The 12,936-nt window shown below is 71.8% G+C and carries 14 protein-coding genes; 8 read left to right on the forward strand and 6 right to left on the reverse strand.

Features of this window, described 5'->3' with window-relative positions:
* Positions 1-12 precede the first annotated feature (12 nt).
* A complete protein-coding gene (locus tag ACLJQZ_RS39630) occupies positions 13-1,080 on the forward strand; it encodes a fatty acid desaturase family protein (protein ID WP_410625790.1) in 1,068 nt (355 codons plus the stop codon).
* Here the strand turns inward: ACLJQZ_RS39630 and ACLJQZ_RS39635 are convergent.
* Positions 1,072-1,515: a DUF5994 family protein gene (locus ACLJQZ_RS39635; RefSeq protein WP_410625792.1), complete on the reverse strand. Its 444-nt coding sequence runs from the start codon at positions 1,513-1,515 to the stop codon at positions 1,072-1,074. The two genes, ACLJQZ_RS39630 and ACLJQZ_RS39635, sit on opposite strands and share 9 nt — an antisense overlap.
* Before the next feature lie 148 nt (positions 1,516-1,663).
* Between ACLJQZ_RS39635 and ACLJQZ_RS39640 the strand changes: the two genes are divergently transcribed.
* The 3 genes from ACLJQZ_RS39640 (at position 1,664) to ACLJQZ_RS39650 (ending at position 4,430) form a co-directional block, all read left to right on the forward strand.
* A complete protein-coding gene (locus ACLJQZ_RS39640) occupies positions 1,664-2,815 on the forward strand; it encodes a N(5)-(carboxyethyl)ornithine synthase (protein WP_410625794.1) in 1,152 nt (383 codons plus the stop codon).
* A gap of 112 nt (positions 2,816-2,927) precedes the next feature.
* Positions 2,928-3,650 (forward strand): GAF domain-containing protein, encoded by a 723-nt coding sequence (locus tag ACLJQZ_RS39645; protein WP_410625795.1) that lies wholly within the window; start codon positions 2,928-2,930, stop codon positions 3,648-3,650.
* 45 nt (positions 3,651-3,695) lie between these two features.
* Positions 3,696-4,430 carry a GAF and ANTAR domain-containing protein gene (locus ACLJQZ_RS39650; protein ID WP_410625797.1) on the forward strand — a complete coding sequence of 245 codons (735 nt, stop codon included), beginning with the start codon at positions 3,696-3,698 and terminating at the stop codon, positions 4,428-4,430.
* Here ACLJQZ_RS39650 and ACLJQZ_RS39655 read toward each other — a convergent pair whose 3' ends face one another.
* Positions 4,431-4,826, reverse strand: coding sequence for a hypothetical protein (locus ACLJQZ_RS39655; RefSeq protein WP_410625799.1), 396 nt, complete (start codon positions 4,824-4,826; stop codon positions 4,431-4,433).
* Positions 4,827-5,043: 217 nt separating this feature from the next.
* On the opposite strand from ACLJQZ_RS39655, the gene ACLJQZ_RS39660 reads away from it, so the two are divergent.
* A complete protein-coding gene (locus ACLJQZ_RS39660; RefSeq protein WP_410625801.1) occupies positions 5,044-5,274 on the forward strand; it encodes a hypothetical protein in 231 nt (76 codons plus the stop codon).
* A 144-nt stretch (positions 5,275-5,418) separates the two neighbouring features.
* Positions 5,419-5,751: a hypothetical protein gene (locus ACLJQZ_RS39665; protein ID WP_410625803.1), complete on the forward strand. Its 333-nt coding sequence runs from the start codon at positions 5,419-5,421 to the stop codon at positions 5,749-5,751.
* A gap of 294 nt (positions 5,752-6,045) precedes the next feature.
* On the opposite strand, the gene ACLJQZ_RS39670 is transcribed toward ACLJQZ_RS39665, so the two are convergent.
* The 3 genes from ACLJQZ_RS39670 to ACLJQZ_RS39680 all read right to left on the reverse strand — a co-directional run bounded on the left by ACLJQZ_RS39670 (position 6,046) and on the right by ACLJQZ_RS39680 (position 9,410).
* Entirely contained in the window at positions 6,046-6,681 is a 636-nt protein-coding gene (locus ACLJQZ_RS39670) for a PaaI family thioesterase (protein WP_410625805.1), read from the reverse strand.
* A 116-nt stretch (positions 6,682-6,797) separates the two neighbouring features.
* Complete coding sequence (locus tag ACLJQZ_RS39675) at positions 6,798-8,351, reverse strand: alpha/beta hydrolase (RefSeq protein ID WP_410625807.1); 1,554 nt, start codon at positions 8,349-8,351, stop codon at positions 6,798-6,800.
* Between the two features lie 105 nt (positions 8,352-8,456).
* On the reverse strand, positions 8,457-9,410 hold the full coding sequence (locus ACLJQZ_RS39680) for a ferritin-like domain-containing protein (RefSeq protein WP_410625808.1): 954 nt from the start codon (positions 9,408-9,410) through the stop codon (positions 8,457-8,459).
* Between the two features lie 268 nt (positions 9,411-9,678).
* Here ACLJQZ_RS39680 and ACLJQZ_RS39685 point away from each other — a divergent pair, with 268 nt between their 5' ends.
* Positions 9,679-10,611 (forward strand): hypothetical protein, encoded by a 933-nt coding sequence (locus ACLJQZ_RS39685; RefSeq protein ID WP_410625810.1) that lies wholly within the window; start codon positions 9,679-9,681, stop codon positions 10,609-10,611.
* Positions 10,612-10,668: 57 nt separating this feature from the next.
* On the forward strand, positions 10,669-12,384 hold the full coding sequence (locus ACLJQZ_RS39690) for a beta strand repeat-containing protein (protein ID WP_410625812.1): 1,716 nt from the start codon (positions 10,669-10,671) through the stop codon (positions 12,382-12,384).
* Between the two features lie 99 nt (positions 12,385-12,483).
* On the opposite strand, the gene ACLJQZ_RS39695 is transcribed toward ACLJQZ_RS39690, so the two are convergent.
* Positions 12,484-12,876 carry an STAS domain-containing protein gene (locus ACLJQZ_RS39695; RefSeq protein ID WP_410625814.1) on the reverse strand — a complete coding sequence of 131 codons (393 nt, stop codon included), beginning with the start codon at positions 12,874-12,876 and terminating at the stop codon, positions 12,484-12,486.
* Between the last annotated feature and the right edge of the window lie 60 nt (positions 12,877-12,936).

The following is a 12,936-nucleotide window of genomic DNA, read 5'->3' on the forward strand; positions in this document are numbered from 1 at the left end:
GGGGAGCTGCTGATGACCACCACGCACCGGGAGCTCGATCCCGTCGAGATCGAGCAGATCGGCACGGAGCTGGACAAGCTGCGCACCCGCGTCGCCGGTGAGCTCGGCGCGGAAGACGCCGGCTACATCCACAACGTCGTTGCCGTGCAACGGTTCTGCGAGGTCTCCGGCCGGGTTTTGTTGTTCGCCGGCTGGTTCCCGCCCGCCTGGGCCGGCGGGGTCGCGGCGCTGGCGCTGTCGAAGATCCTCGACAACATGGAGATCGGCCACAACGTCATGCACGGCCAGTACGACTGGATGAAGGACCCGGCGCTGAACTCGCGGACCTTCGAGTGGGACATGGTGTGCCCGGGCGAGCAGTGGCGCCGCTCGCACAACTTCATGCACCACACCTACACCAACATCCTCGACAAGGACCGCGACGTCGGCTACGGCATCCTGCGGATCACCGAGGACCAGCCGTGGCACCCGTACTACCTCGGCAACCCGGTCTACGCCGCGGCGCAGGCGGTGTTCTTCGAGTACGGGATCATGCTGCACGACCTCGAGGTCGACCGGATCGTGCAGGGGCGGCGCGGCTGGCGCGACGTCCTCCCGCTGCTGAAGCCGATGCTGCGCAAGACGGCGCGCCAGGCCGGGCGCGACTACGTGGTCTACCCGCTGCTCACCGGGCCGCTCGCGCCGCTGACCCTGACGGCGAACGTCACGGCCAACGTGCTCCGCAACCTCTGGGCGTTCTCGATCATCTTCTGTGGCCACTTCCCCGACGGCGCCGAGGTTTTCGCCGAGGAGGAGAGCGAGAACGAGAGCCGGGGCCAGTGGTACCTGCGCCAGATGCTCGGGTCGGCCGACATCACCGGCAGCCCGCTGTTCCACGTGCTGTCGGGCAACCTCAGCCACCAGATCGAGCACCACCTGTTCCCGGACCTGCCCAGCCACCGCTACCCGCGGATCGCCGCCGAGGTGCGGGAGATCTGCGAACGGCACGGCTTGCCGTACAACACCGGATCGCTGTCCCGGCAGCTGGGCTCGGTGGTCCGCAAGATCTTCCGCCTCGCGCTCCCGGGGCGTCTACTTTAGACGATCCAGCAACGTCTCGACGGTGTCGGCGCTGTCGCGGTGCGCCGCCGCCATCTGCACGTCGTGCGCGGCTTCCGGGTTCGCGTCCGGCGGAACGATCAGCAGGGTCACGCGGTGGCGGTCCGACGCGCCGATCACGGTGAGCGTCCCGGCCCGCTGCGAGCGGAACCCCTCCAGCCGGACCCGCTCGCCGTCGTACTCGATTCGCCTTGGCGGGTCGGCGAAATCGCCGAGGTGGAACGTGACGCGCTCGATCCGGCCCAGCCGGACGGCCAGTACGGCGAACAGCTCCGGCAGCTCGCCGACCAGGTCGGCCGAGCGCGGCCACCACGCGCCGTCGACGTACCCCGTCGTGGGTCCCTTCGGCTTCAAGCGAAGCCGGAGGGCGTGCTCCTCGGCCGCGGGGGCGGTGACAGTGCTGGGGGCCGACGTCATGCCGGGACTCCCGTCCCCGGCCGCCGATCGCGACCGGTACGCGCCCGAGGACGGCGCGGGCTCGAGCGCCCGCGCGCGAAATGCTCTCGGTCACCACGGACACTACACGCACTGTGTGTTAAGACTGGGGTCTACCAAAGGGGCCCTCGTGGACCAGCTCACCCTCGGCGTCGTCTCCCGTTCACGGAAAGAGAACGAACGCCGGCTTCCCATCCACCCCCGCCACTTCGAGCGGATCGATTCCGATCTGCGCGAACGCATCTTCCTCGAACACGGCTACGGCGAGGACTTCGGCGTCGCCGACGAACAGCTGGCCGGCCTCGTCGGCGGCCTGCGCACCCACGAGCAGCTCGTCGCCGAGTGCGACGTCCTGTTGCTGGCCAAGCCGTTGCGGGAGGACGTCGCCGAGTTGCGGACCGGCCAGGTGCTGTGGGGCTGGCCGCACTGCGTCCAGGACACCGGGCTCACGCAGCTGGCGATCGACAGCAAGCTGACGCTGATCGCGTTCGAGGCGATGAACCACTGGAACCGCGACGGCTCGTTCGGGCTGCACGTCTTCCACAAGAACAACGAGCTCGCCGGCTACTGCTCGGTGCTGCACGCGCTGCAGCTGGCCGGTGCGACCGGGGACTACGGCCGGCGGCTGAAGGCGGTCGTGATCGGTTTCGGCGCGACGGCACGGGGTTCGGTGACCGCGCTCAACGCGCACGGGGTGCACGACGTGCACGTGCTCACCGGCCGGGGGATCGCCGCGGTCGGCTCGCCGATCCACTCCGCCACGATGGTGCACTTCGAGCACGACGAGAACAACCCGGGCGACCTCCGGCGCAGCCACGCGCTGACCGAGCGGGGCCGGGTCCCGCTGGCCGGGTTCCTCGCCGAGCACGACATCGTCGTCAACTGCGTGCTGCAGGACACCGCCGAGCCCCTGACGTTCCTCATCGAGGAAGACCTCGCCGCGTTCGCGCCGGGCAGCCTCATCGTCGACGTCTCCTGCGACGAGGGCATGGGCTTCAGCTGGGCGAAGCCCACCACGTTCGCCCGGCCGGCTTTCACGGTCGGCGACGGCATCACCTACTACGCCGTCGACCACAGCCCGTCCTACCTGTGGAACTCGGCCACGTGGGAGATCAGCGAGGCGCTGCTCCCGCTGCTGCGGCCGGTGCTCGGCGGACCGTCCGAATGGGACGGTCACGAGACCGTGCGGCGCGCGATCGAGATCCGGGACGGCGTTATCGTGAACCCGGCGATCCTGGCCTTCCAGCACCGGTCGGCGGCCTACCCGCACGTAGCGGGGTAGGGTTCGGTGCGGCCGCGGTGGCGGAGCTGATCCGGACCCAGTCCTTTCCGAGTCGGTGTGGCGGTGCGGGACACCGACCCGGAGGAGGCCCGCATGCGCCGGCGTGTGGTGGGTGGCTGAGCTCGACGCCCTGCGCAGCGGCGTCCTGGCCGCCCTCGCCGGCGGCCGGGCGGGCAGCGGCGTCGACACGGTCGGCCGGGTGTGCCGGGCCTGCGTCGAGCTGCTCCCGGTCGACGGCGCCGCGGTGTCGGTGATGGCCGACGCCGGGCACCGCGAAGTCGTCTACACGAGCGACGAGGTGAGTTCCCTGCTCGCCGAAATGCAGTTCTCGCTCGGCGAAGGACCGTGTTTCCAAGCGTTTTCCCAAGGCGGGCCGGTGCTCTACCCCGACCTCGCCGCCGGGCTCCCGCCGGCCTGGCCGGTGTTCGCCGCCCAGGCCGCCGAGCACCCGGTGGCGGCGTTGTTCACCTTCCCGCTGCAGATCGGGGTCGTGCGCGTGGCGACCCTCGACACCTACCGGGCGACCCCGGGCTCGTTCACCGCCGCCGAGCTCTCGACGGCTCTGCAGGTGGCCGACATCGCCGCGCTGGCGCTGTCCGGCCTGCTCGGCGGCGACCGGTGGCTCGACGGGGACGGCCGGTGGATGGAGGGCGCGGGGATGCGGCACCGGGAGGTCCACCAGGCCACCGGGATGCTGATCGCGCAGCTCGACGTGCCGGCCGCGGCGGCGCTGGCCCGGATGCGCGCCCGCGCCTTCGCCGACGGCCGCCCGCTGCTCGACGTCGCCGCCGACATCGTGGCCGGCCGGCTCAGGTTGGACCGGGAGCCCCGATGACGACCACCATGAAGACATCCGACGAGCAACCAGGAGATGGTGGGCATGGCCGACCGTGAACGACAGGTGACCCGGACGTTCGTCGCACTGGCCGACACCCTCGTCGACGACTTCGACGTCGCCGACCTGCTGCACACGCTGGTGCGGCGGTGCGTGGACCTGCTCGACGTCGCCGCGGCCGGCCTGACGCTCGTCGACGAGCGCGGCAGCCTGCAGGTGCTCGCGTCGTCGACCGAGCAGGCCCGCCTGCTCGAGCTGTTCCAGCTCGGCATCGACGAGGGCCCGTGCGTGGAGTGCTTCGCGAGCCGGACCCCGGTCCTGGTCGCCGACATCGCCGCGGAGGCCGGCCGCTGGCCGCGGTTCGCCGCCGAGGCCGCCCGCGAGGGGTTCGCCTCGGTGCACGCGCTGCCGATGCGGCTGCGCAAGCAGACCATCGGCGCGCTGAACCTGTTCGGCGCCCGGCCGGGCGAGCTCGCGGCCGACGACGTCTACCTGGCGCAGGGGCTGGCCGACACCGCGACCATCGGCATCCTCCAGGAACGGGCCGTCCGGCACCGGGAGACGATGTCCGAGCAGCTGCAGACCGCGTTGAACAGCCGGGTGACCATCGAGCAGGCGAAGGGCGTCCTCGCCGTGACCGGCGGGCTCACCATGGACGACGCTTTCGCCGCGTTGCGGGGTTACGCGCGCGACAACGGCCTCCGGCTGAGCGACGTCGCCCGCGCGCTCGCCGAACGGGCGCTGGACCCCGCCCTCGTGCTGGCGCGCCGCAAGGCCTGATCATCGGCGGGTGTCGAGGAAAGGCCCGGGATCGCCGCCGGCGCGGGCGCCGCTGTGGAGCCAGCGGACGTAGCCCCGGCGGTCACGCCGCTCGAGCTCGTCGAGGTAGTCCTGGCGGCGTTCCACCATGCTCCGGCGCGTCGCCGCGTCCCGGGCGACGAGCAGCTGGAAGTAGCTGCGCCGCCAGGCCGTGCACAGGTCGCCGGTGCTCAGCTCGGCGACCGGCCGGGGCGCCGGCGGCGGCCGGGTGATCGCGGCGACGACGTCGTCGGTGCCCGGCTCGGCCGGGCGGCGCCGCGCTCGGCGTCGCCGCACGACGATCACCACGACGGTGCCGATGGCCGAGGCCGGCAGGAACCAGCCGAGCGCAAGTGACGTGACCGCGGGAATGACCATGGTTCGCCTCGGCGATCGGGGCGAGCACCGGGCGATCCGCCTGGTGCTGCCGTCGGAAGAACGATCGCCGTGGTCCGGGGCGTCCTCCCGACCTTAGCGGCTCGAGCGGCCGGCGGAACCACCCGGCTGGAGCTGCCGCGGTGTCGCGGTGCTCGCGTAGGCTGGATCATCGCCCCGGACCTCGGCGACGCGTTCGTCGACGAATCGGGGCTGTGCGGTGGAATCGGCAAAGGTACTGGACGACGAGTACCCGGTGGGCTGGGTCCTCACCTACCGGGACCGGCGGGTTCGCGGCTGGTCGGCCGGGGTGGTGCTCGGGTCGCCGGTGCGGGATCCGCGCACGGGCCTCGAAACGATCCCGCTCGCCCCGCTCGGCGACGGGCCGCCGGTCTGGGTGCCGGACCGCGACGTCGTCGGCATCGAACCCCGGTGGCCGCCATCCGGGTGACGTCCGTCCTCAATGGACCATGGGTGAGGGAACCACCCACCTGGCCGAGCCCGGCGCGACCCGCCCGGGCTTAGGCTGGACGCCGCGCCCCGGCCCCCGGCGCCCCAAGCGGCTTTCGACGTTCGAGCGAGCGGGGGTGCCGAGATGGCCACGGCCGAGGATGCCGAACCCGGCGGGTACCCACCGGGCTGGCAGGTCCGCTACCGCGGCCGCCGGGAGCCGTCGATGCCCGGTTTGCCGGCGTCGCGGGAACGCATCGGCACGATCGCCGGCCCCAGCCTGCGCGACGAGCACACGAGCACCACGTGGGTCCGGGTCAGGCCGTTCCGCGCGGCCCCCGGGACCCCGCTGCGGCTGGTGCGCTCGACGGACATCCTCGACGCCCGCCCACCGGGCGAGCCGATGCCCCCGACCCCCGCGGACGACGACGACGAAAGCCGCACGGTGGTCGTCGAACTGCCGGAACGCGGCCCGTGAGGCGCCGGGTGGTCGCTGCCGCGTGAGCTGATGACGCGGGCGGGCGGTGGTCGTCGAGCCTTCGGAGCCGGGCCGGGCGGTCAGGCCGCGTGCCGGGAGGGTCGGCTGGCGTACTCGGAGGGTCGGCTCGTGTGTCTGGAGAGTCGGCTCGCGTACTCGGAGGGTCGGCTTGCGGTACGGAGGCCGGGACTTGCGTGAGGCGGGCCGGGACTCGTGTGATTGAAGGTGGAACTCGCGTGATTGGGGAGCCGGCTCGTGTGATTGGGGGGTCGACACGGTGTGGGGCCAGCCGGGTTAGGGAGGTGTGAGGAGGTGGCCGGGGCGGAACTGGACCAGCAGGGCCGTCGCCGTCGCGCAGACCACGTCGCCTGCCCGGAGTTCGCCGGTGGCGTGGAGCTTGCGGCCGTCGCGGCTCGTGAAGCGGCCTTCGGCCGTGAGCGGGACGCCGTACGGCGTGCCCTGGTGGTAGTCGACCGTCAGGGAGGCCGTCATGCCGGGAAAGCCCGCCGCCGCGGTGGCGCGGCCCAGCACGTGGTCCAGGACCGCCGCGACCCAGCCGCCGTGCACCCGCCCGGGCGGTCCCTCGTGCGCCGGGCCGAGAAGCAGCTCGGCCCGTACCGAGTCCGGCCCGACGTGCACCCACGAAAGCGGTGGCGCCAGCGGGTTTCCCGGCCCTTCGACCGGGTTGTTGATGCTCAGGTGCCCGCCACCCTCGAGCGCGGCCAGCAGCAACGGCGACTCACCGCCGGCGGCGCGCAGCGCTTCGGTGACGGCCTCGATCCGCTCCGCCGCGGCGACCAGGTCGGCTTCGTCGTCGCGCACGCACACGGCGGCTTCGATCAGATCCCGGATCCGCGAGCCGAGCAGGGCCCGCGCGGGCGGCACGCCGGGGACCACCGGGTACGCGCTCCTGAGCTGCGGTTCGGCCATCGTCCTCCTGCCGCCGGAACTAGAACACGTTCCACATTAGCAGGACCTTCATCGGCCGGTGCGGCCGTCGACGTGCCCCATGGCGGGCAGGCCGGTGCCGGCCTGCCCGCCACGACTCACCGGGTGACGAACGGGTTCGCGTCGAGCCCGCAGGTCTTGCCCGCGGCCGGGAACGCGCCGGAGATCAGGTAGTTCCGCTTGACCTGCTCCGTGCACGTGCTCGGCGCGTACATCGACGAGTGCCCGAAGCCGTCGGTCACGAACACCTTGGCGCGCGCCAGTTCCGCGGCGCCGTCCTGCGCGCCGTGCAGCGGCGTCGACGGGTCGTACCGGTTGTTGATCACCAGGATCGGCGCCGACGTCCAGCGGTTCCACGGCCCGGTGTACCGGTCGGTGTCCTTGGCCTTCCAGTACGCGCAGCTCATCATGTCCAGCGCGCCGATCCGCCCGAAGTACGGCACCCGCTGGTCTTCCGACGCGGCGTAGCGGCTGTAGATCGCCGGATCGGCCGGGACGTCGCTGTCGGTGCACTGGATCGCGTTGAACGCCTCGGTGCGGTTCGAGGTGTACTGCTCACCGGCGACGCTCGACGTCCGTGCGGCGGTGACCGTGTTCTTGGCGTTGTACAGGCGCTGCAACAGGTCCGCGATGTCCGGCCAGCCCCGCAGGTCCGAGAGGTCGCCCGCGGTGTTGATGATCCCGGAGTACGTCCAGGTTTCCGGGCCGTCGGCGCCGGGGACGGTGATCGGGCCCTGCTTCGCCCGTGCCATGATCTCCGTCCACTTCGCCTTCGGGTCACCCGAGGAGAACGCGCAGTCCGGCCCGGCGGCGGTGCACTGCTTCAGGAACTGGCCGAACGTGTCCGAGATGCCGCGCGGGACGTCCTGCCGGGTGTCGAGGGGGACCGTCGGCCCGGTTCCGTCGTGGCCCGTGGCGCTGCCTGCGAAGTCCATCGAACCGTCGAAGACCATGGCCCGGATCCGGTCCGGGAACAGGTTGGCGTAGACGGCGCCGAGGAACGTCCCGTACGAGATCCCGTGGTAGGTCAGCTTCTGGTCGCCGACGGCGCGGCGCAGCAGGTCCAGGTCCCGTGCGGTGTTCGCCGTCGAGACGTGCTGGAGGATGCTCCCCGCTTGCTGGCCGCACCGGTCGGCGAGGTCCTTCGAGGCGGCGTAGAACGGCGCTTCGCCGCTCGGGTCGCCGGGCATCTCCGGGAACGAGCCGAAGAACGCCTGCTGGCCGGCCTCGGTGTCGAAGCACCGCACGGCCGTGCTGTTGCCGATGCCCCGCGGGTCCCAGGACACGACGTCGAACCGGGACCGCAGCTCGTCGGAGAACAGCCACGGCCACTTGCCGCGCTCGCGCAGCCGCTGCAGCCCGGACGCGCCGGGGCCGCCGAAGTTGACGAACAGCGTCCCGATGCGTTTCGCCGGGTCGGGTGCCGGGAGCTTGATCAGCGCCAGCTGCACCTGGGCGCCGGTGGGCTGGTCGTAGTCCAACGGCACCGGCGCCGTCGAACACTGGAAGCCGTCCTGGCAGTCGGACCAGGTCAGCTGCGGTGCCGCCGGTTCCCGTGGGGCGGCGGCGGCCGGTACGCCGGGCAGGGCCAAGGCGGTCGCCAGTACGGCGACCACGAGCCGGCGCGCACGGCGGGGCAGAAGGGTGGGCAAGGGGGAGTCCTCCAGTTTTGCCGCTTGTGGTGTCGCCTCCTCTTGCCCGCAGCCGTGAAAGGTGTTCACGCGGGTGCCGGACCGCTCCGGCACCCGCGTCGGAGATCAGTTGGCGGCGCTGGTGTTCACTTCGCCGTTGACGCCCTTGGGGAAGAACCCGCCGGAGGTGGCGGCCTTGTTGGTCAGGTAGACGATGTTGAGGACCTGGCCGGGTGAGCGGCTGTAGGCGATCCCGTTGGCGTCGGTGGGCACGATGTTGACGTTGCCGTGGCTGTCGATGACGCCCTGGTCGTCGTCGGTGGGGCCGTCGAGGCTGTCGCGGGCGGCTGAGAGCTTGACGGTGGCCTTGGCGTCGCCGCGCTGGTAGAGCGCGCTGCGGATGGTGGCGGCGTGGTAGGCCTCGACGGCGAGGATGCCCGCCGCGGCTTCCAGATAGGTCTTGTTGGTGATCAAGGGCGCGGCGCCTTTGTACGCCGTGACGCCGACGTCTTCGAAGAGGAACGCGGCGAGCAGGAAGTTCTCTTCGCAGGAGAACGGGTCGAAGCTCTGGCCGGGCTTGACGAGCCCGGCGGCCTGGGCGGCGGCGGTGAAGCTGGAGCGCAGGTCGATCGCGGGGCGGCTGACGGCGGCGGAGCCGAGGGCGGAGCGCAGGAACTGGACGTGGGCCTTCTCGTCGCCGGCGATCTCCTGCGCGTACTGCTTCGCGGCCTTGGTCTGGAAGCGGACGGCGCGGCCGCCGGTGACACCGCCGCGGGCGCCGGTGCCGGTGGTCATGGCGTCGTCGAGGCCGCGGCCGGTGACGGCGTGCAGGTAGAACTCGGCTTCGAGGTACTCGAGGTTGAGGGCGAAGTTGAGGACGGCGGCGTCGCTGACGCCGCTCGGCGTGGCGGCGGGCCGGGCGGTGGCCGCGGCGGCGGTTCCGGCGGTGAGGCCGCCGAGGGCTCCGGCGCCGACGACGCCGAGTCCGGTCATGCCGGCCGCTTTGAGGAAGCGGCGGCGGTCCTGGTCGTTTTCGGCACTGCGGTTGATCATCGCTGCGGCATAGCGTTTGCCAAACACGGATGAGCTCCTCCCCGCCCGCACGCGTACGGCGGGCGAAACCCGCTCGCCGGGCCTCCCGGCGGCGGGGCGGATCCTTCGTGGACGTTTCCCTTTCGGGGCCGCCGGCGCCGCGGATGGGTCGGAAAGCCGCCCTTCTACCCGCTACTCAACGGTAGGAAACCCTTTCGGGTAAAAGAAAATAACTTGGATCTACCCCAATCCGGTGATGAGGTTCGCCCCGAAAGACGACTGACGGTGAAGTCGCCACTCGAAAGGGGGTGAGATGATGGATACTTCCCTGACGGACACAACGCCGGCCCCGCACCCGTTCGTGCTGCGGATGCTGATCTTGGCCGGCGCGTTGTTCGGGTTCACCGTGCTGGCCCTGCTCGTGTCGGGCACCGCGAACGCTGCCGAAGGTTCGCCGCCACCCGACCGGCCCGGCCTGCTCGACCAAGCCGGGCAAACCGTGCACGGCGTGCTCGAGCCCGTGGAACCGGTGCTGAAGCCGGTGACGGGCACGGTGCACGCGGTGACAACGCAGGTCGCGCCGGTGCTGAAGCCGGTGACGGACACGGTGTACGCCGTGACGTCGCAGGTAGCGCCGGTGCTGGAGCCGGTGACGAGCGGGCTCGAGCCCGTCGTCGCGCCGCTGATCCAGGCGGTGGAGCCGGTGACGGGCCCGGTGCTCTCGGCCCTGCGGCCGGTGACTCAGCCGGTGCTGCACGCGCTTTCTCCGGCAACGGAGCCGGTGCTGCAGTCGCTGTCTCCGGCGACGGAGCCGGTGCGGCACGTCACGGCTCCGGTGACCGCGTCGCCGGTCCGTCCGATCCGGACGGACCAGGTGGTCCCGGCCGTGACCGGACAACCGGCCCTGACCGGACAACCGGCCGTGCCCCAGCCGCGTGAGGGCGTCAACGCCTCGCCGGTGCGGGCCCGGGTCTTCGCGGTGGTCCACAGCGGTTCTCCCCAGGCGGTCGCCAAGACCGCCGACACCGCGGTTCCGATGTCCGGAACCGGCGGTGGCGGGTTGCCCGCCGACGTGTCCGGCACGAGCGGTGCGATGTCGGCGAGCCCGGGTGGTCAGCACGGTGGTGAATACGCCGTGACGTCCGCCGGTTCGCGGGTGCTCGGCACCGGCCGGGCCTGGCGCGCGCCACCGGGCGCCGCGTGGTCGCTGTACTGGCTGGTCTTCTACGGAAACGACCATCCGAGCTGACTTTCCCTTTCCACCTCCGGAAATCCATAACGGACAGATGGTAAGGAAAGGGAAGTCATGCACAAGTACGTGCGACGCGGCCTGACCGCCGCATTCATCTCCGGCGGGTTCGTCCTGCTGGGCAGTGCGGTGGCCAGTGCGGACACCGGCAACGCGAACCCGCTCGGCGGGCTCGGCAACACGCTGCACTCGGTCGTGACCGGCACCGCCACCGGCGGCAATGGCGGGACCTCGGGCAACGGCGGGAACGCGAACAGCGGCAACACCGCTGTCAGCGGGAACTCCGGCAACTCGGGCAACTCCGGCTCCACCGGCGGCAACAGCGCCTACGGCGTCTGCGTGCTGGCCAAGTGCACCACCACGGTGTCCTCGGGCAACTCCGGGAACACGGGCGCGACCGGCTCGACCGGGAACGCCTCGAACACCAGCACCACCACCGGTGGTCACTCCGGGAACGCCGGCAACGGCGGCTCCGGGACGTCGGTGGCCTCGGGCAAGGACACCGCGGACTCGCGGGGCGCCCGCGGTGTCGGCAAGGTGCTCGGGACCGTCACGAGTACCGCGAAGGGCGGCAACGGTGGCAACTCCGGCGACGCCGGGAACGCCACCAGCCACAACTCCGCGACGTCGGGGAACTCGGGCGACTCCGGGAACTCCGGCTCGACCGGTGGCAACAGCGCCTACGGCCTGTGCCTGCTGGCGCAGTGCACCACTTCGGTGACCTCGGGTGACTCCGGGAACACCGGCGCCACCGGCTCGACCGGCGACGCCACGAACACCAGCACCACCACCGGCGGGAACTCGGGCAACGCGGGCAACGGTGGCGACGCCACCGCGGCCGGCACGAGCCACGACTCCGCCACGAACAACGGTGGGCACGGCTGGGGCCGGAACCGTCAGGGCGGCACCACGGGCGTCCTGGGTTCGGTCACCGGCACCGCCAAGGGCGGCAACGGTGGCAACTCCGGCGACGCCGGGAACGCCACCAGCCACAACTCCGCGGTGACCGGGAACTCCGGCAACTCGGGTGACTCGGGTTCCACCGGCGGCAACACCGCCATCGTGTGGACCCTGGGCGGCCAGGACAACGGCCGCGGCCACCAGAACGGCGGCTGGAACCACGGTGGCTGGAACAACGGCTGGAAGCACGAGGGCACGAAGTCGGCCACCACGGTGACCTCGGGCAACTCGGGTGACACCGGCGCCACCGGCTCGACCGGCGACGCCACGAACACCAGCACCACCACCGGCGGGAACTCGGGCTGGGCGGGCAACGGTGGCGACGCCACCGTCGTGAGCACCGGCAAGAACTCCGCCACGAACAACGGTGGGCACAGCTGGAACCGTCACAACCAGGGCGGTACCAGCAGCGTCTCGGGCACGGTCACCGGCACCGCGACCGGCGGCAACGGTGGCAACTCCGGCGACGCCGGTAACGCCACCAGCGGCAACGACGCGGTGAGCGGCACGTCCGGCAACTCGGGCGACTCGGGCTCGACCGGCGGCAACACCGCCGTCACGTCGACCCGTGGCCACGAGCAGCAGGGCCGCCACCACGGTGGCTGGAACAAGGGTGGCTGGAACAACGAGAGCGGCACGAAGTCGGCCACCACGGTGACCTCGGGCAACTCGGGTGACACCGGCTGGACCGGCGACGCGGGCAACACCAGCACCACCACCGGCGGGAACTCGGGCTGGGCGGGCAACGGCGGCGACGCCGCGGTCATCGCCTCGGGCTGGAACACCGTCGCGCACAGCCCGCACACCGTCTGACGGACGCGGGAGAACGACCGAGCGGGGGCACCGGAATCCGGTGCCCCCGCTCCGTGCGTGTCAGTGCGTCGGCCGTGAAACCCGGCCGCACCGATCGCGTCAGGGCAGCGCCAGCGCGTCGTCGACCGTCGGCACCAGGGTGATCAGTTCGTGCGCCCCGGCGAGCTGGATGGTCTTGAGCACCGTCGGGCCGTCCGCCACCACCCGCAGCCGCGTGGGGTTGTCGTCGGCGTCGCGGCCGGCCCGGACGATGGCGTTGATGCCGCTCGAGTCGAGGAAGGTCACCGCCGTCAGGTCCAGCACCACGGGCCCGGCGGCGGCCGCCTGGATGGCGGTCAGGGTCCTGCTGAACTCCGGGACGGTCAGGAGGTCGAGCTCGTCGGCCACGGCGACGACGACCGCGTTGCCACGGCGGCTGACACTGCACTGCAAGGCCGGCTGCTCGTCGGGGATCACCAGCGGCGGCGGCTCAGGGGGTTCGTTGCTGGACACGGGTCAAGTCTCTCCCGGCCGTCCGGTGCCCGCAGCGTGGTGCCCGAGGTCGAGTGCCGG

Origin of the sequence: Amycolatopsis sp. cmx-8-4 (assembly GCF_046548675.1) — a bacterium.
Classification (GTDB): domain Bacteria; phylum Actinomycetota; class Actinomycetes; order Mycobacteriales; family Pseudonocardiaceae; genus Amycolatopsis.